This is a genomic window from Paenibacillus sp. USHLN196 (assembly GCF_037144955.1).
Taxonomy (GTDB): Bacteria; Bacillota; Bacilli; order Paenibacillales; family Paenibacillaceae; genus Paenibacillus; species Paenibacillus xylanexedens_C.
The window spans coordinates 1-17,399 of the sequence record NZ_JBBCYH010000027.1 but is presented as its reverse complement, the minus strand read 5'-3'; the positions used below and the strand labels follow the sequence as shown (position 1 = coordinate 17,399).

Sequence of the window (17,399 nt, the reverse complement as noted above, 5' to 3'; positions counted from 1 at the left end):
CCATGAGAACACCGATTATCGCAGGTAACTGGAAAATGTTCAAAACGGTTTCCGAATCCAATGACTTCATTCAGGAAGTTAAAGGAAAAGCGGAAGTTGAAGGCGTGGAGACTGTAATCTGCGCACCGTTTACAAATCTGCCATCCCTGGTAGAAGCCGTTAAAGGCACAAACATCAAAATTGGTGCACAAAATCTTCATTTTGAAGACAACGGTGCATTCACAGGTGAAATCAGCGGTGTAATGCTGAAAGACCTGGGTGTGGATTACGTCATTATTGGTCACTCGGAGCGCCGTCAATATTTTGCGGAAACCGATGAGACTGTCAATAAAAAGCTGCATGCAGCATTCCGTCACGGATTGACTCCAATCTTCTGTCTTGGTGAGACGCTCGAAGAGCGTGAAGCGAACCAAACAAAAGACGTATGCAAAGTGCAAACGGTAGCTGCTTTTGAAGGTCTGTCCGCAGAGCAAGCGGCACAAGTTGTTATCGCTTATGAGCCAATCTGGGCGATTGGTACAGGCAAATCCTCCACTTCCCAAGATGCGAATGAAGTTATTGCTTACATCCGTACGCTGGTGAAGGATCTGTACAACGAGACGGTTGCGAGTGCAGTTCGTATTCAATACGGCGGCAGTGTTAAACCAGAGAACGTAACAGAATACCTCGGACAAAGCGACATCGACGGCGCACTTGTTGGCGGTGCCAGCTTGCAGCCGGCTTCGTTCATCGCGCTTGTTGAGGGGGCGAAGTAAGATGACAGCTCCAAAACCTGTAGCACTGATCATCATGGATGGCTTTGGTCTTCGTAACACGGTGGAAGGCAACGCGGTAGCGCAAGCCAAGAAACCTAACTATGACCGTTTCATGAGCCAATTCCCACATACAACGCTCACTGCTTGCGGTGAAGCTGTAGGTTTGCCAGAAGGGCAAATGGGAAATTCCGAGGTAGGTCACCTGAACATTGGTGCCGGTCGGATCGTATACCAGGATTTGACCCGTATCTCCAAATCCATTCGCGACGGTGAGTTCTACGACAATGAAACACTTGTCAAAGCTGTTCGCGAAGCGAAACAAAGCGGTAAAAAACTTCATCTCTACGGTTTGTTGTCCGATGGCGGCGTACATAGTCACATCGACCACCTGTTTGCTATGCTGGATCTGGCCAAAAAAGAAGGAATGAACGATGTATATATTCATGCCTTCATGGATGGCCGTGATGTTATGCCAGACAGTGGTAGAGACTTCATGCAGAAGCTGATCGCCAAGATTGAAGAAGTTGGTGTAGGGAAAATCGCAACGGTTCAAGGTCGCTATTACGCGATGGACCGTGACAAACGTTGGGAACGGGTTGAGAAATCATACCGCGCCATCGTTTATGGAGATGGACCGAAATACACTGACCCACTCAAAGCGGTTGAAGAATCGTATGAGAAATCCGTATTTGATGAATTCGTTGAACCAACGGTTATCGTCAAAGCGGATGGTGAGCCGGTAGGTTTGGTGGAAAGCGGCGATTCCGTCATCTTCCTCAACTTCCGCCCTGACCGTGCGATCCAGTTGTCGCAAGTATTCACGAACCAAGATTTCCGCGGTTTCGATCGTGGTCCGAAGTTCCCTGTGGGCTTGCACTTTGTTTGCTTGACTTTGTTCAGCGAGACGGTTGAAGGTTATGTGGCTTATTCGCCGAAGAACCTCGACAATACGTTGGGTGAAGTTCTGGTACAGAACAACAAAAAACAACTGCGTATTGCAGAAACTGAGAAATACCCGCACGTTACCTTCTTCTTCAGCGGCGGTCGTGATGTGGAGCTTCCGGGCGAAACTCGCGTACTGATTAACTCACCAAAAGTTGCAACGTATGACCTGCAACCGGAGATGAGCGCGTATGAAGTGGCTGATGCATGTGTTCGCGAGATTGAAGCAGACAAACATGATGCCATCATTCTGAACTTTGCTAACCCTGATATGGTTGGACACTCCGGCATGCTGGAGCCTACCATCAAAGCGGTTGAAGTAACAGATGAGTGCATGGGTCGTGTTGTAGATGCAGTACTTGCCAAAGGCGGCGTTGTACTGATCACGGCGGATCATGGTAACGCGGATATGGTGTTCGATGAGCAAGGACGTCCGTTCACAGCTCATACAACGAACCCAGTTCCATTCATCGTTACCGATGCAAATGTAACCCTGCGTGAAGGCGGAATCTTGGCGGATATCGCGCCAACGATCCTTGACCTGATGCAATTGCCTAAACCGGCTGAGATGACAGGTACATCCGTCATCGCTACCCGTAAATAAATTACGCAACAACATATATAATTGGATGGTTTGGCGTTTGCACATTGAACGAAGGCAACAGAAATAGTCTGAAGAAGCAACGCGTTCGCCTTTATCACATGATTTCAACTTATGAAAATAAGTTCAAAGGAATCAGGGGATAACAGCGATCGGAAGACGATTCTGTTGACGTAGTGAAATAAGGGCAAACACATGTTGGTCCAAAATTAAATCCCAACTATAAAGGAGATTATCAAAAATGACTATTATTTCTGACGTGTACGCTCGCGAAGTCCTCGACTCCCGCGGTAACCCTACAGTAGAAGTTGAAGTATACCTGGAGTCCGGCGCAATCGGACGCGCAATCGTTCCATCCGGTGCATCCACTGGTGCCCACGAAGCCGTTGAGCTTCGCGATGGTGACAAATCCCGTTACCTCGGTAAAGGCGTTCTGCAAGCTGTTAAAAACGTAAACGAAACAATCGCTCCAGAAGTTATCGGTATGGATGCATTGGATCAACTGGGTATCGACAAATTGATGATCACTTTGGATGGTACGCCAAACAAAGGTAAACTGGGTGCTAACGCAATCTTGGCTGTATCCATGGCAGTAGCTCGCGCAGCTGCTGACGCTCTGGACCTGCCATTGTACGTTTACCTGGGCGGATTCAACGCTAAAGCATTGCCAGTTCCAATGATGAACATCATCAACGGTGGTGAGCATGCTGACAACAACATCGACGTTCAAGAGTTCATGGTTCTTCCAGTTGGAGCACCAAGCTTCAAAGAAGCTCTTCGCGTAGGTGCAGAGATCTTCCACAACCTGAAATCCGTTCTGAGCTCCAAAGGCTTGAACACAGCTGTAGGTGACGAAGGTGGTTTCGCACCGAACCTTGGTTCGAACGAAGAAGCAATCACTACAATCATCGAAGCAATTGAAAAAGCAGGTTACAAACCAGGTGTTGACGTATTCCTGGGTATGGACGTTGCTTCTACTGAGTTCTACAAAGATGGTAAGTACACACTTGCTGGCGAAGGTAAATCTTACACTTCCGCTGAGTATGTTGACCTTCTGGCTTCATGGGTTGAGAAATACCCAATCATCACAATCGAAGACGGTATGTCCGAAGATGACTGGGATGGTTGGAAATTGCTCACTGAGAAATTGGGAGACAAAGTACAACTCGTTGGTGATGACCTGTTCGTAACGAACACTGAGCGTCTGGGCAGAGGTATCGACGAAGGTATCGGTAACTCCATCCTGATCAAAGTTAACCAAATCGGTACATTGACTGAAACATTCGATGCAATCGAAATGGCTAAACGCGCAGGATACACAGCTGTAATCTCCCACCGTTCCGGTGAGTCCGAAGACAGCACAATCGCTGACATCGCTGTTGCAACTAACGCTGGTCAAATCAAAACGGGTGCTCCTTCCCGTACAGACCGTATTGCGAAGTACAACCAATTGCTCCGCATTGAGGATCAACTGGGTGAACTGGCTCAATACAATGGTCTTAAAGGATTCTACAACCTTAAAAAATAAGCTGGATATCCAGCTTTTACGGGCAAGCCGGGTAACCGGCTTGTCTTTTTTATTGAAACGTAGTAGTGGTATAACGTAAAGGTTCACGCAGATGGTGAAATTTAGGGCATTGTATGAACTGTACTACTTGTAGTACAACAATAGCTATGTTACAATTAAAGTAACTGTTTTTATGGTGAGATGTTATGCCCACATGGGTAGGAGGTGGAAAGAATGGATATTGCTTTGAAATTGCTGCTCGTTGTCTTCTCGATCGGTCTAATCACTGTAGTATTGCTGCAGCACGGGAAAAGCGCTGGTTTGGCGGGTGCCATCTCCGGTGGTGCGGAACATCTTTTCGGTAAAACGAAAGCGCGCGGATTGGATCTCTTCCTGCAACGTGCAACGGTGGTACTGGGTGCAGGATTTATGATTTTGTCTATTATTGTTACGGTTGTTTCCAAGTAAGAATTGGATCAGCACGGCAATGAATAGCTCTTAAGCTAATGGCTTAATTGATAAACCTTCGTTTCGTGGAGAAACGGGGGTTTTTTAATAAATTCTTACGCGTCCAAACTTTTCCAATGACTAATAGACTCCATGATCTCGGTCTTCTTCTCAACTTCTGTTCAGAATTCCTTCCTTAGCGTGAAACACCCCTATCATGCATGGTATGTCCCTCGCTTATTCGTTACGCGAATTCACTCCTTATAATGAATGTCATGTGTATAGAAAATTTTTCGGGTCTAGTCCTTTTCCAGATGCGTACTGTATATGTGCCGCATAAAATGTCTGTAGAGATATGTGAAAGCGTGATTATAGCGGAGCGTCAGGCCACTGTGGTTTTTTTGCGAGGTACGGATGGTCCGGATTGAATTCGTGTATACTAGGGTATGAGATAGTATGGTTGCACTACTACACTCTACACGAGAATGGCAATATGTATCATGAAAATGGTAAGAATTCCGATACATAAAGAGATGAGACTTGATTACACTTTTATGTTTCCCGAGGTGAATATATTAATGATAACAGAACAACAATTGCTCGACTTCATGCGGGAGACCGCTTATAAACCCATGACTTATCAGGAGTTGGAACAGCACTTCGCGATCGAAGATGCAGCTGATTTCAAAGCCTTTTTGATTATGCTTAATACGCTGGAGGAATCCGGTAAAGTTTTGCTGACCCGTAACAATCGCTATGGTATGCCAGAGCGCATGGACTTGGTACGTGGACGTTTACAGGCTCACGCCAAAGGGTTCGCTTTCCTCATTCCTGAGGATCGGGAGCACCCGGATGTGTACATTCACGCCAATGATATGAAGAGTGCGATGAATGGTGATACGGTATTGGTTAAAGTCACGTCTCAAGGACCTTCTGGCGGTCGCCTTGAAGGTGAGATCGTTCGCATTGTTACTCGCGCTGTGACACAAGTCGTTGGTGTGTTCCAAAGTCATGAAGTTTACGGTTTCGTTATTCCGGATGACAAACGGATTAATCGCGATATTTTCATCCCGCGTACCAACTTTGCAGGGGCTGTTGATGGACAGAAAGTCGTAGCAAAGATCGTCAGCTACCCAGAGGGTCGTGCTGCAGCTGAGGGTGAAGTGATTGAGATCCTTGGTCATAAGGATGAGCCGGGTATTGATATTTTGTCCGTTATTCGCAAGCATCAGCTGCCTGAAGCTTTCCCCGATGAAGTGGTAGAAGAAGCGGAGAAAGCACCAGACTCCATCACGGATGAAGAGATCGTACAACAGGGTCGCCGTGATCTGCGCGGACTTAACATTGTCACGATTGATGGCGAAGATGCCAAGGATCTGGATGATGCTGTTAACGTAGAGAAGCTGCCTAACGGTAACTATCGTCTGGGTGTTCATATTGCTGACGTTGGCTATTATGTGCAGGAGAATTCCAAGCTTGATCAGGAAGCTTACAACCGTGGATGCAGTGTGTATTTGGTGGATCGGGTTATTCCGATGTTACCACAGCGTTTGTCCAACGGGATCTGTAGTTTGAACCCGCAGGTAGATCGCCTGACACTGTCATGTGAAATGGAGTTTAACGACCAGATGAAGGTTGTAAAACATGACATTTTCACAAGTGTAATCAAAACCAAAGAGCGGATGACGTATTCCAACGTCCGTAAAATCCTTGAAGGTGAAGAGCCGGAATTGCTTGAGCGTTATAAGGATCTTGTAGATGATTTCCATCTGATGAAAGAGATTGCTTTGAAGTTGCGTGCTATGCGTATGCGCCGTGGTGCGGTTGACTTTGATTTTGAAGAATCCAAAATCATTGTGGACGCAGAGTGCAAACCGGTAGATATCGTAAAACGGGAGCGTTCGATTGCAGAGCAAATCATTGAGGAATTCATGTTGGCAGCGAACGAAACAGTGGCAGAGCATTTCCACTGGTTGAAGGTTCCGTTCATTTATCGTGTACACGAAGACCCGGATCAGGAGAAACTGCAAAATTTCCTCGCCTTTGCGGCGAATTTTGGACATCAGGTCAAAGGACGTGGCAACGCGATTCATCCACGGGCACTTCAATCGTTGCTTGAGGATATTAAGGAAACGAAAGAACAAACCGTGATTAGTACGATGATGCTGCGTTCCATGAAACAGGCGAAGTATGATTCTGAAATGTCAGGTCACTTTGGCCTCGCAGCAGAATTCTATAGTCACTTTACGTCTCCGATTCGTCGTTATCCCGATCTCGTGATTCACCGGGTGATTCGCGAAGTCATTGAGAACAAAGGCGCTTTGCCGGAGAATCGCCAAGAGTACCTGGCTGGACGCATGTCTGATATTGCCCAGCAGTCTTCTGAACGTGAACGTGTGGCAGTAGAGGCTGAGCGGGATACAGAGAAAATGAAGAAAGCCGAGTATATGCTCGATAAAGTAGGCGAAGAGTTCGAAGGCATGATCAGCAGTGTAACCAGCTTCGGTATGTTTATTGAGTTGGAAAACACGGTTGAAGGCCTGATTCGACTGAGCGCGCTCACGGACGACTATTACCATTTTGACGATCAGCATATGGCTCTGATTGGTGAACGTACCTCGAAAGTTTTCCGCATCGGTGATGAAGTGAAGATCCGTGTGGCACGTGTAAGCATGGAAGAGTATACGATTGATTTTGAAATGGTGGATATGAAACCTCGCGGTGAACGTCCTGGCGGCTTCGGTGGCGGACGTGGCGGTAAAGGTGGACGTCCTAGTAGCGGCGGCGGACGCGGCGGTGCCAAGGGTGGACCAGGTGGATTCAGCGGTTCGCGTGGCGGCAAAGGCGGCTCATCCGGTGCTGGAGGAAACCGTGTTGGCAGATCACCGGAAGATAGCAGCAAAGGTGGACGTGGCGGTCGCAGTGGGGCTGCGAGTGCAGGAGCGGGCGCAGGCTCATCGGGTGGCTATGCTGGTAAAGCCGGAGGCAAACCGAAGGGTGAGCGTCGTGCTGGTGAAGCTGGCGGATCTACTGGCCGGGGCAAAGGCGCGGTAAGCTTTGGTTTTGGCTCAGGTAAAGGTGGTTATAGCTCTACAGCGGGTGGACCGGATAGTGGTTCAACGAGTGGACAAGGAAGTGGCCTGAACAGCGGCAGCGGTCGTGGTGAAGGAAGCTTTAAGTCCGGCAAGGGCGGCGGTAAAGGTGGCAAAGGCGGAAGTGGACGCAAAAACACTTCGCCGAGCGGCGTATTTATTGGAGAAAATGCAACTCCTGGTGGCGCTCAGGAAGGTGGAGCACCACGACGCAAGCGGAAGAAGAGCAAAGGTGCAGCTGGTAACGGTACGGCAGCTTTTGTACGGAAAAAGAAAAAATAAAGCTAACGTAACTTGGAGAAATGGATTACAATTCGTTCCTCCAGGTTAAGCGTTGGAGAAAATAGTCACTTCAGCCGGTGTGTTGTTTCGCACAGTCTGAAAGTGGTGTAATGAGGAGGGGCGGCAGAGGTCGCCTCTTTCTTGATTTTAACAGCCGTACTTGCTACAATTAAGGTCTGGCACGTGGTACCTTGGTGCAACATTGGGTGCGTTGCTATAGAGCATGGTACCGGCTTATTTTACGGAGAAGGAGTGAGGACATGGGCAAGAATGATGGACAGAGTAAAGTGCTGGCACAGAATAAAAAGGCTTCCCATGACTACTTCATTGAAGATACGTATGAAGCGGGCATGGTGCTTACCGGAACGGAGATCAAATCTCTTCGCAACGGCCGTGCGAATATTGGTGATGCATTTGCCACGATTCGGAACGGTGAGATCCATATTCACAATATGCATATTAGTCCTTTTGAACAAGGAAACCGAAATAATCCACTCGATCCAACACGTACGCGCAAGTTGTTGATGCATAAAGTGCAGATTCACAAGCTGCTCGGTCTGTCGAAACAGGATGGATACAGCATTGTGCCGCTGAAGATCTATATCCGCAACGGTTACGCAAAGCTCTTGCTTGGACTGGGTAAAGGTAAGAAACAGTTCGACAAACGCGAGACTGCAGCCAAGCGGGATGCACAACGTGATATTCAACGGGTACTACGCGAGAAGCAGAAGGTTGCGCGTTGATTGGATCCCTTGGCGCGAAAAGCTGCATCTTAGGCATATAAGTTAGTTTCCGTGATGGAGCTAGGAAGAATGATGTAGGAGGTAAGGAGTCTCAAGGTTTGTCCTGTAATGGACAAGGTTGAGGCTTTTTTTATTTGTATTGGAAAAGGTAATGCATCTGGGGAGGAAGGATCAGAAGGATGAGCTTGGTAGGTACTGAAATATGAAATATCAGTCTGTTGCGTAGTTTACTTGGATCGTGGGTAAGATACTTAGGTGCGTTGTTCGTGATCTGATCTGGGTAAACTTTACTTCCGATTGGTGACGCGGTATAATATGTAGACGATTGAGCCATCTGTCGCACTGGATATACTTGCACAGTTGCTCACCTGTTGGAACGTCTTCCAGCAATCTGTACTATTTCGGTGATGTGTCCTGTGTTATGATTACTCATGTAGCAGACAGGAATGCCGAGTTTGAAAGAAGCATCTTTTTACCTTGGAGGAAAAAGATGTGCAGCACCTTTGCTCCGTATTCACGGATTAATCCTGGAGCCCTTCTTCATTGAGGGGGCGTTTATGGATTCGACGGGGATAGTTCGAGCATGGGTAGCGGGTAGTGGGGACGCGTCCGCTTCATCAACGCTAAAGCCTATTAAACGGCAAACAACAAACAAACTACGCTTTCGCAGCCTAAGAAACTGTGTGCGTGCTTCTAACCTGCATCGCCCATGTGACAGGATTAGGGGCTAACAAGTAGTGGGATACGCTGTCACATCTCCGCCTGGGGTGTGCTGAAGAAGACAATCAGGCTGACCCAACGTATAGCCGGTTACGGGGCGATACTCGGGTGACATCAAAACTGTGACTACACCCGTAGAAGCTTATGTGTCGTTATCTTCGGACAGGGGTTCGACTCCCCTCGCCTCCATTAGTAGTATCAGTGACAGCCACCATTTGGTGGCTGTTTTTACGTTGTATGGGTTTGAAGGGGTAGGGTAACCGCTCTGGCTCTAGGGTTTCGGGGTTCTTTGAAGTCGAATACGACATATTCCTGATGATGTACATGGCGGTACCTCTCTATGTATCAGTTTTGATTGTCACCGGAGTATCGCCCATTGGATCAACCAGTTTGTCTTCTTCCGTTAGCCGCAGGCGGAGATGTGACAGACTGTATCCATGCTATAGATCTCATCTTTCTGTAGTTCGACACACATAGTATGTTTAGAAAATCAAACTCACAAAGAAAAATTAGTGTAAAACGCAAAAAAACCAACTCTGCTAACGAAGCGGAGAAGGTTCTTTTTTTGAGTATAGCCAACTCTAGCTAACGAAGCGGAGAAGACTATACTCATCCGTATTATTTCTATATAATCATAATATTATGTATAAGAATGAAAGTCAAGTCTTACATTATCATTTTGGCTAATTAGGATGTGTACAATGATATATAATATCTATTTCGATGAAGCGAATAAAATTGATCAGCCAGGAAAAGCGAATTCATATTACGGTGCTTATGGTGGCAGTGAACAGACAATGACGGACATAACGCAGACGATACAAGGTATGTATGAAGAATTGGGTACTAAGAGCGAACTACATTTTAGGGAATACAATCATGACCAATATCTGAAGAAATACTTCAAGGTTCTTCACTGCATCATCAATCAGGATGTGAATATCAATATTTTAATTGTCGATAATACAAAAGCTCACAGCATTGCTCAAGAATTAAATCTTACGATGATGGAGCTGCGAAAACTTTTCTATATCAAAATTCCCGAGAGATTGTTCTATGGGGTGACACGGCACTTGAGCGGTCAGGTAGATGTGAATATTAAAATTGACCGAAACGATGAGTACGATTCATTACGACTTCATTCCAAAATTAAAGAGCAGATGAATGCTCATTCTGTATATCGGAGCAAAAGGTACAAGATTGCATCCGTTGAATCGGAAGAGTCACATGAATCTATTCCTCTTCAAATTATTGATACGTTTATGGGGATTGTAGTTTTTCTGATGGAACAGAGTTACATGGGGGATTCAAATACAATGCTGATCAAGAGTGATCTGATATATCGCTTTCTCTCTCAAGGTAGTAATGTAGATCGATTCATAAAACAGATCAAATTGTATTCATGGAACGGCAATGAAAATCTGTCAGAACTGTCTGTAGGCGATTACGTATCTCAATTTATGGTGTACAAGGCTCGTTACGATGTTTCAGAAATAGCTTCAGGCGATCATGTTGAGAATCCTGATCTATCAGCAAAGGAGTACCGTAAGCTGATGGAGTATCCGAATACGTTGGTTCGCATGTTGCTGGGATACAAGGACGAAGTTGAGGGCAGGGGTCGAAATTATTCACTAATTGATTGATGCTAAGTCGAAGTTAGTTGGTAGTATTCTCGACTGTTTTAACTCATTTTAACTGTGTACCCTTGTATAAGAGTTGAAAAATGGTGATTTAATGATTTTCTAGTACAAATTGAATTATATTTTGAGAAATATTATTTTTTAGAAGGATTATATTCTAAAATGTAGAAGAATACATATTAAGGAAGTAGAGAAATTTCAATTAAGGTGGACAAATGGCATGATAAATTATCGCATTACAAGCTTAGAATGGCAGGTTGAAAGTAAGTTGAATGTCAACAAAGAAAATATAGGAGAATTAATATTTGAACTAAAAGAGATCTTTCCAGATTTTTCGACTTCTGTATCTGGTAATTCTATCTTTAGCAATTCAGCTACCAAGGAAACTTTAATATTAAGAGAGGAGAATTTATTGATCAGGTCGGAGAATTCTTTCGAAGATGCATCTATTATGGGAATATTACCAATTATCAAGAAGTTTACAGTATCTCCTGAAGTTAAGATGCGTTTGAAAATAAAGCACTACATAAAGAACAATGAAAACTCTTTAATCACAATAAACCCTAATTTAATTGAAGAATTTGAAAAACTTGTACCTAACACTAAAATGCGATCATTGGGATTTGAAGTTGAAGATAACGATAAATTTATATATTTTAATTTACAAACTAGAAAAGATAACCTTGAGGCAATGATAATTACGAGCATTAATTTTTATAAGTTATTTGATATTGGTGATATTTACGATTTAACTTCAGAAAATATTATTCGTATAAGAAAATATATCCAAGAAAGTGTTCCATTGCATTATTAAGGAGAAAATATATGTCATCAAATTCAGCATTAAACTCATATTATGAAGAAGATGTATCTGACCTGTCATACAAATTGATTTCAAATGATTTAGAGCAGTTGGAATCGCATTTAAATCACTTTATTTTATTTAAGGAATTTCGCTCTTACGGATTAGATGAATCCTATCTTGATCTAAATCAACGTTTTAATGAAATTCATGGAATTTTTGATCATTTAATTGGTAAAAATGATAATGATTATGTGTCAAACGAGATGTATGAGGATTCATTTGATCTTAATTATAAAATGAGGAATTTATTAAAAGGGGAGAATAACGATATGGAAAAAATAATCATGAAAGAAACATTCTCCCCTGCCAAAATTAATACATTGAATACATTAAAAGAGTTTTTTTCGAACGGCGACTTGGAAATTTCACAAGATAATGAGAAGCACGAGCCCATAACAAAGGACTCACTTGAGATGCTCCGCAAAGAACTCTCGCTGTTTCCAGTCTCTCTCGCCGAACTTATTAATCAAGAAAGGCGGGAAGGTAAGTGAGTGAAAAGTTCTATTTTTTAGATACAAATGCAATAGCTCGATACTACTGTAATGATATTGGTTCACACATTACAAAACAAATCGTGGAATCTGGTTCAGGATTAATTATGAGTAACTTTTCATATGTCGAAGTCATTTCTGCACTAGCTCAAATAAAACGTGATCAGAGTTTTAATACTTTTAATGAACCTCAGTTTAATATAGCTATAGCTCGCTTTGAATCAGAACTTGATTCTAAATTTATTCAAGTTAAAATGAATGATTCTCATTTTAAAAAGGCTACCGATCTTATAAAACAATATACAATTCATAGTGCTGATGCTCTAATTGTAGCTACTTCATTGATTGTTGCGGATACAATTGAGAAAGATGGGCATAGTTTAACTTTTGTTACTTCTGATAACCAACCATATCAAGTCGCTTTAGCCGAATCTCAAAAAAGATCTAACTATAGTTCCTATCATTTTTGGAAATGTAACTGTCTTAACTGTGGATCTACAATCGATGTGAAAAAGGCCACTTCTATTACCTGTACTTGCCGTAATACTCGATGCGAGAAATGTATAATTGAAAACTGTTCTAATTCATTAGTCATTGATTTAAAAGCGATATAAATCCTATCCATACATAACTTCAACAGTTAGGATGTTGTTATAGAGACAAATTTTAAGTGAATGAAGTGTACTGGTAAGGCACAATATAAGATTATTATAGATCTCGAACTTGTACTTTATTTATAGAACGTATTTTTTTATTCGGGTACTAATTCCTAAGCTGAATAGGTACAGTATGAGTAATGGAGCAGGATTTGAATACTTACCTGCTATAGTATATTTAGAAGTCTGGCAGCCATAATTAGTTTTAATTGATGATTTACGTTCAAAAGGTGATACGCTCCCTTTATGTGACATCAAAACTGTGACTACACCCGTAGAAGCTTATGTGTCGTTATCTTCGGACAGGGGTTCGACTCCCCTCGCCTCCATTAGTAAGCAAAAAACCACCAACCAGTGTTCTGGTTGGTGGTTTTTCAGTTTATGATATAATAAGCATAAATTTAGATTGGGGGACTCAAGATGTTTGAAAATCGAGAACAGCTCCAAGCAATTTTAAAAAAAGCAAATCAACATGCAAGGAAGCAGGCTAAAGAGTCTGGTGCTTCTATTTATTATATAAAGAATAACAAACGCGTTCGTGAGGATGCTGAAGGTAATAAATTCGAAATTATATTCGATGCTACTGGGAAACGCCAGGAGTTTGAGTATCATGAGTGAAACGAAACCAGTCATGACTGTGTTTGCTGGAACCAATGGAGCAGGGAAAAGTACACTCAGCATGCAAATGAGAGAGTGGCTCGGTGAACTGGTTGATCCTGATCAGATTGCACGGGAGTTGAAGCCAGAGGACCCACGTAGTGCTGACCTGTCTGCTGGAAGGGAAGCTGTGAAAAGAATCCGATCACTCATAAAAAATGGTGAAAACTTCGCTATTGAAACGACATTATCTGGATCATTTGTTTTGAAACACATGCAAATTGCAAAAGAAAACAGTTACGAAATTGTCGTATACTATATCGGCCTTGAGGACGTTCAAATGCATATAGATCGTGTTGAACAAGGTGGACATTGGATTGCAGAAGAGGACATTCGTTATCGATTTGGTCAGTCATTGAAGAACCTTAAACCTGCTCTATCCATCGCAGACCAGGTTATCATCATTGATAATACATATGAGCCTTTAATTGTTGCCGAAGAGTCAAGAAACCATCAATCAGTAATCTGGTTGGTGGTTTTTTTGTTTATGCTATAATCTTTTTAAATTATGCTGATTGGAAGCCGTAATTACTCCGTAATCTCCCAAAGGAGGCAAAGAAACATGAGCCAAACGCAGCAACAGATCCGCGAGTTTGTTGCAGGGATACAAGCATATGTCTCGCCAGTAAATGTGATTAATCCTTGGAGAGATTATGTGACGGGCTATGATATCGGCCCCGAAGCGGTGAAGATTCGTTCTGAACATTTGGTCAGGTATTTGGAACCAAGAATGTCCAAGGCTCGGTACATTTTTATTGCTGAAGCCGTAGGTTATCAAGGGGCGAGGTTCTCTGGCGTACCTTTGACGTCCGAACGAATGGTTACCGGGAATCACTTGCTGGTGGATCACCAAATGATTTTTCCAGGCGAGCCGGGTGTCCGGACAAGCCTTCCGAATATCGCCAAACCTAACCGGAGTCAGGCGCAGTATGGATTCGCAGAACCAACAGCATCCATCATATGGGATGTAGTTCTATCCGGTCAGAAGTGGAAGCCAACAGACTTTATATTTTGGAACATGTATCCCTTTCACCCTTATCAATCTTCTCAAAACATGATGACAAATCGAACGCCGACTTCTGCAGAGTTAGAGGATGGTCTGCTATATGCTAGACAGCTTATCGGACTGAATCCTGATGCTCAGATTGTGGCTATTGGCAGAAAGTCAGCAGACACGTTAAGCCTCTATCGAATTAAGCATGACCATGTTCCACATCCTGCGAATGGAAGGGCAGTACAATTTCGAGAAGCAATGCGGATGATTATTTAGTCCTAGTCTTTTTTTCGAAACTGGAGAGAAATTCATTTATACCTTGGCTGGTGAAGTGGACTGCTGCCATTGTTTATTATTTTAAGGAATCTGAGCTTGTTGAACAGCTACTGGTCACTGATCATTCCCTATGTGTCATTCGGCATTCCGATGGCGGTCTTCATTCTGGTCAGTTTCTTCAAAGGTATTCCTCGAGAGAGGGAGGAGTCCGCAGTGATTGATGGTTGCGGCATATACCGGACGTTTTTCTCCATTATTCTGCCGCTTGTGCGTTCGGTCATAAGGCGATGAAGTTATGATCAATGGACTAGACCGGAGACTACGGCCATGGAATAATAAGAGGGTAACAGCCAGATCGTTGCAGAGAGGAGTCATGATTTCATGGTCAATATCGCGTTGGTAGAGCAGGAACCTGTTCAGGAAAAGGTTGTGGCGTTCACATTTGATGACGGTCCTCATCCGGTGTATACACATCAAGTACTTGAGATTTTCCGCCGTGCCGGTGGGAGGGCAACATTTTTCATGATTGGCAAAGAGATGGTGGCCCACCCGGAGATTTCGGCGAAGGTGCGCCGTGAAGGGCATGAGATCGCTAACCATACATATACGCATCCGGATCTGACCAAGCTGACACTGGAGGAGGCAGGGGGCGAGCTGCAACGTGCGGAAAACCTTGTTCAAGAAGTCACGGGACAACCTGCCCGTTGCTTTCGCCCGCCATATTTTGGTGTAAATGATGATATTCTATCTCTGGCGGCGGAGCGTGGATATCGGACGATTGGTGCGGTGAACGGTGATGCGAGGGATTGGGACAATCCCGGCGTTGAGCACATTCTGGAGCATACTCGGTCTGTAGTGAAACCCGGAAGCGTGCTTATATTCCATGATGGGTACGGGGATCGTTCCCAGACGGTGGAGGCGGTCCGTGTGCTGGTGGATGAAATGGTTGCGGAAGGATATCGTTTGGTGACGGTGAGTGAGTTGTTGGAAATAGCTGAGGACATGCAATAAAATCAAATGAGATTAAATAGAACGGGCCTATCATTCTGTGGAATGACAGGGTCCTTTTTTGTTTGGGAGAAGTGTAGTGGCTTAGTAAGGAGATATCCTCCCAAGCATAATATTACGAGAACATTATCCTAGTCATCCTGCAAATATCGAATTTGGTAAAAGGAGATATTACAGAAGAGAAAATCATATATTTAGTAAGCGATATGATCGATTTTGAGCAAGTTTTCTATCTATGACGGGGATCGAGAAAACTAAGAGTTCTACTGCAAATTTTGCTTACCATCCTGATCTACTTTATAATAATAGGCTAAACTAGACGATGTCAGGAGGAAACAATGGACTTTATCAGAAATCAACTAGAGGGAATGGGCATGAGTGAGCCAACCATTGGATATCTTTCGAATATAATTATGGTTATTTTTATAGCGGTGATCTCGGTGTTGGCGAATTTTATAGCCAAAAAAATTGTGCTGAAGACAATTAATCATATCGTCAATAACAATCGGTACAAGTGGGGCAACATCATTGTGGAGAAAAAATTGTTCCACAAGCTGTCGCATCTCGTGCCAGCGATTATCATCTATTATTCTGCTTATATTTTCCCGTCCTATCAGGCCTTGATCGAAAAGGCTGCGATGACATACATGATCGTTATCATGATTACGGTGCTTAACGCACTTCTCAATGTATTTGATGATATCTATCGTACCTATGATGTCTCCAAGATCAGACCGATCAAGGGATACATTCAAGTCGCAAAAATCGTGTTATACATCATTGGTGGCATTGTCGTCATTTCCAACATGATCGGACAGAATCCGTTGATTATTCTCAGTGGACTTGGTGCGTTATCGGCTGTACTGATGCTGGTATTCAAGGATTCCATATTGGGTCTGGTGGCCGGCGTTCAACTATCTTCGAATGATATGGTACGTGTAGGTGATTGGATTGAAATGCCGAAATATAACGCAGACGGTGACGTTATCGACATTACACTAAACACGGTAAAGGTTATGAATTTTGATAAGACCATTACGATGATTCCAAGCTACGCCCTGATTTCCGATTCCTTCAGAAACTGGAGAAGTATGCAGGTATCTGGCGGCAGAAGGATTAAGCGAAGCATCTATATTGATATTAGCAGTATCCGTTTTTGTACGGAGGAGATGGTGGCGGAATTTGAGAAGATTCACTACCTGACTGAGTATGTCACGACAAAAACAAAAGAAATTCATGCATACAACATGGAGCATCAGGTGAATACGGAAAGCAATGTGAACGGAAGACAGCTCACGAATGTGGGGGTGTTCAGGGAATATATTCATCAGTATTTGAGAAATCATCCAAAAATTCATAAGGATATGACGCTCATTGTCAGACAACTGGCGCCGGGAGATAACGGGTTGCCCCTGGAGATCTATGCTTTTAGTAATGATACTGCCTGGGGAGTATATGAAGCGATCCAAGCGGATATCTTTGATCATATCTTTGCGGTTGCTTCGACATTTGGGCTTCGTGCGTTCCAGAATCCAACCGGACATGATATTGTGCAACTGAAAGAAGATAAGCAATATGCACGAGAGTATTGATAGAAATAAGGCCACCACCAGGTGATATGCTCCCATCACAGTAGACAGTAGAAAAAACAAAACTCTACTTCTACCATGATGGGAGTTTTTGTAATGTCCAAAAGAAGCCCGGTTTCATATGAAATCAAGAT

The 17,399-nt window shown here is 43.7% G+C and carries 16 protein-coding genes and 1 other RNA gene; all 17 read left to right on the top strand.

Annotated features, from left to right (window positions below):
- Nucleotides 1–2 precede the first annotated feature (2 nt).
- A complete protein-coding gene (gene tpiA, locus WFI24_RS32980) occupies nucleotides 3–755 on the top strand; it encodes a triose-phosphate isomerase (RefSeq protein ID WP_215078049.1) in 753 nt (250 codons plus the stop codon).
- 1 nt (nucleotide 756) lies between these two features.
- Complete coding sequence (gene gpmI, locus WFI24_RS32975; protein ID WP_336766025.1) at nucleotides 757–2,301, top strand: 2,3-bisphosphoglycerate-independent phosphoglycerate mutase; 1,545 nt, start codon at nucleotides 757–759, stop codon at nucleotides 2,299–2,301.
- Between the two features lie 238 nt (nucleotides 2,302–2,539).
- Nucleotides 2,540–3,826, top strand: a complete 1,287-nt coding sequence (gene eno / locus WFI24_RS32970; RefSeq protein ID WP_062837741.1) for a phosphopyruvate hydratase — start codon at nucleotides 2,540–2,542, stop codon at nucleotides 3,824–3,826.
- Between the two features lie 213 nt (nucleotides 3,827–4,039).
- Nucleotides 4,040–4,273, top strand: coding sequence for a preprotein translocase subunit SecG (secG, locus tag WFI24_RS32965; RefSeq protein ID WP_062837740.1), 234 nt, complete (start codon nucleotides 4,040–4,042; stop codon nucleotides 4,271–4,273).
- A gap of 557 nt (nucleotides 4,274–4,830) precedes the next feature.
- On the top strand, nucleotides 4,831–7,626 hold the full coding sequence (gene rnr, locus WFI24_RS32960) for a ribonuclease R (protein WP_336766024.1): 2,796 nt from the start codon (nucleotides 4,831–4,833) through the stop codon (nucleotides 7,624–7,626).
- Nucleotides 7,627–7,886: 260 nt separating this feature from the next.
- Entirely contained in the window at nucleotides 7,887–8,369 is a 483-nt protein-coding gene (smpB, locus tag WFI24_RS32955) for an SsrA-binding protein SmpB (RefSeq protein ID WP_076254288.1), read from the top strand.
- A gap of 547 nt (nucleotides 8,370–8,916) precedes the next feature.
- Nucleotides 8,917–9,281, top strand: a transfer-messenger RNA (tmRNA) gene (gene ssrA / locus WFI24_RS32950).
- Between the two features lie 509 nt (nucleotides 9,282–9,790).
- Entirely contained in the window at nucleotides 9,791–10,732 is a 942-nt protein-coding gene (locus tag WFI24_RS32945; protein ID WP_336766023.1) for a DUF3800 domain-containing protein, read from the top strand.
- Nucleotides 10,733–10,949: 217 nt separating this feature from the next.
- Nucleotides 10,950–11,543, top strand: coding sequence for a hypothetical protein (locus WFI24_RS32940; protein WP_336766022.1), 594 nt, complete (start codon nucleotides 10,950–10,952; stop codon nucleotides 11,541–11,543).
- An 11-nt stretch (nucleotides 11,544–11,554) separates the two neighbouring features.
- Nucleotides 11,555–12,085, top strand: coding sequence for a hypothetical protein (locus tag WFI24_RS32935; protein ID WP_336766021.1), 531 nt, complete (start codon nucleotides 11,555–11,557; stop codon nucleotides 12,083–12,085).
- The gene (locus WFI24_RS32930; RefSeq protein ID WP_336766020.1) at nucleotides 12,082–12,699 is read left to right on the top strand and encodes a type II toxin-antitoxin system VapC family toxin; all 618 of its coding nucleotides are present in this window, start codon (nucleotides 12,082–12,084) and stop codon (nucleotides 12,697–12,699) included. Before WFI24_RS32935 ends, WFI24_RS32930 begins: the two co-directional genes overlap by 4 nt.
- Before the next feature lie 462 nt (nucleotides 12,700–13,161).
- Nucleotides 13,162–13,359 carry a hypothetical protein gene (locus tag WFI24_RS32925; RefSeq protein ID WP_336766019.1) on the top strand — a complete coding sequence of 66 codons (198 nt, stop codon included), beginning with the start codon at nucleotides 13,162–13,164 and terminating at the stop codon, nucleotides 13,357–13,359.
- The gene (locus WFI24_RS32920; protein WP_336766018.1) at nucleotides 13,352–13,894 is read left to right on the top strand and encodes a zeta toxin family protein; all 543 of its coding nucleotides are present in this window, start codon (nucleotides 13,352–13,354) and stop codon (nucleotides 13,892–13,894) included. The genes WFI24_RS32925 and WFI24_RS32920 overlap by 8 nt, the downstream gene beginning before the upstream one ends.
- A gap of 66 nt (nucleotides 13,895–13,960) precedes the next feature.
- Entirely contained in the window at nucleotides 13,961–14,668 is a 708-nt protein-coding gene (locus tag WFI24_RS32915; RefSeq protein WP_336766017.1) for a uracil-DNA glycosylase, read from the top strand.
- A gap of 69 nt (nucleotides 14,669–14,737) precedes the next feature.
- The gene (locus WFI24_RS32910) at nucleotides 14,738–14,959 is read left to right on the top strand and encodes an ABC transporter permease subunit (RefSeq protein ID WP_336766016.1); all 222 of its coding nucleotides are present in this window, start codon (nucleotides 14,738–14,740) and stop codon (nucleotides 14,957–14,959) included.
- A 90-nt stretch (nucleotides 14,960–15,049) separates the two neighbouring features.
- Nucleotides 15,050–15,679 (top strand): polysaccharide deacetylase family protein, encoded by a 630-nt coding sequence (locus tag WFI24_RS32905; protein WP_336766014.1) that lies wholly within the window; start codon nucleotides 15,050–15,052, stop codon nucleotides 15,677–15,679.
- Between the two features lie 335 nt (nucleotides 15,680–16,014).
- Nucleotides 16,015–17,268 (top strand): mechanosensitive ion channel family protein, encoded by a 1,254-nt coding sequence (locus WFI24_RS32900; RefSeq protein WP_336766012.1) that lies wholly within the window; start codon nucleotides 16,015–16,017, stop codon nucleotides 17,266–17,268.
- Nucleotides 17,269–17,399: the final 131 nt, after the last annotated feature.

Coding starts and splice junctions, on each gene's coding strand:
- tpiA (WP_215078049.1), top strand. CDS start 3: ATGAGAACACCGATTATCGCAGGTAACTGGAAAATGTTCAAAACGGTT.
- gpmI (WP_336766025.1), top strand. CDS start 757: ATGACAGCTCCAAAACCTGTAGCACTGATCATCATGGATGGCTTTGGT.
- eno (WP_062837741.1), top strand. CDS start 2,540: ATGACTATTATTTCTGACGTGTACGCTCGCGAAGTCCTCGACTCCCGC.
- secG (WP_062837740.1), top strand. CDS start 4,040: ATGGATATTGCTTTGAAATTGCTGCTCGTTGTCTTCTCGATCGGTCTA.
- rnr (WP_336766024.1), top strand. CDS start 4,831: ATGATAACAGAACAACAATTGCTCGACTTCATGCGGGAGACCGCTTAT.
- smpB (WP_076254288.1), top strand. CDS start 7,887: ATGGGCAAGAATGATGGACAGAGTAAAGTGCTGGCACAGAATAAAAAG.
- WFI24_RS32945 (WP_336766023.1), top strand. CDS start 9,791: ATGATATATAATATCTATTTCGATGAAGCGAATAAAATTGATCAGCCA.
- WFI24_RS32940 (WP_336766022.1), top strand. CDS start 10,950: ATGATAAATTATCGCATTACAAGCTTAGAATGGCAGGTTGAAAGTAAG.
- WFI24_RS32935 (WP_336766021.1), top strand. CDS start 11,555: ATGTCATCAAATTCAGCATTAAACTCATATTATGAAGAAGATGTATCT.
- WFI24_RS32925 (WP_336766019.1), top strand. CDS start 13,162: ATGTTTGAAAATCGAGAACAGCTCCAAGCAATTTTAAAAAAAGCAAAT.
- WFI24_RS32920 (WP_336766018.1), top strand. CDS start 13,352: ATGAGTGAAACGAAACCAGTCATGACTGTGTTTGCTGGAACCAATGGA.
- WFI24_RS32915 (WP_336766017.1), top strand. CDS start 13,961: ATGAGCCAAACGCAGCAACAGATCCGCGAGTTTGTTGCAGGGATACAA.
- WFI24_RS32905 (WP_336766014.1), top strand. CDS start 15,050: ATGGTCAATATCGCGTTGGTAGAGCAGGAACCTGTTCAGGAAAAGGTT.
- WFI24_RS32900 (WP_336766012.1), top strand. CDS start 16,015: ATGGACTTTATCAGAAATCAACTAGAGGGAATGGGCATGAGTGAGCCA.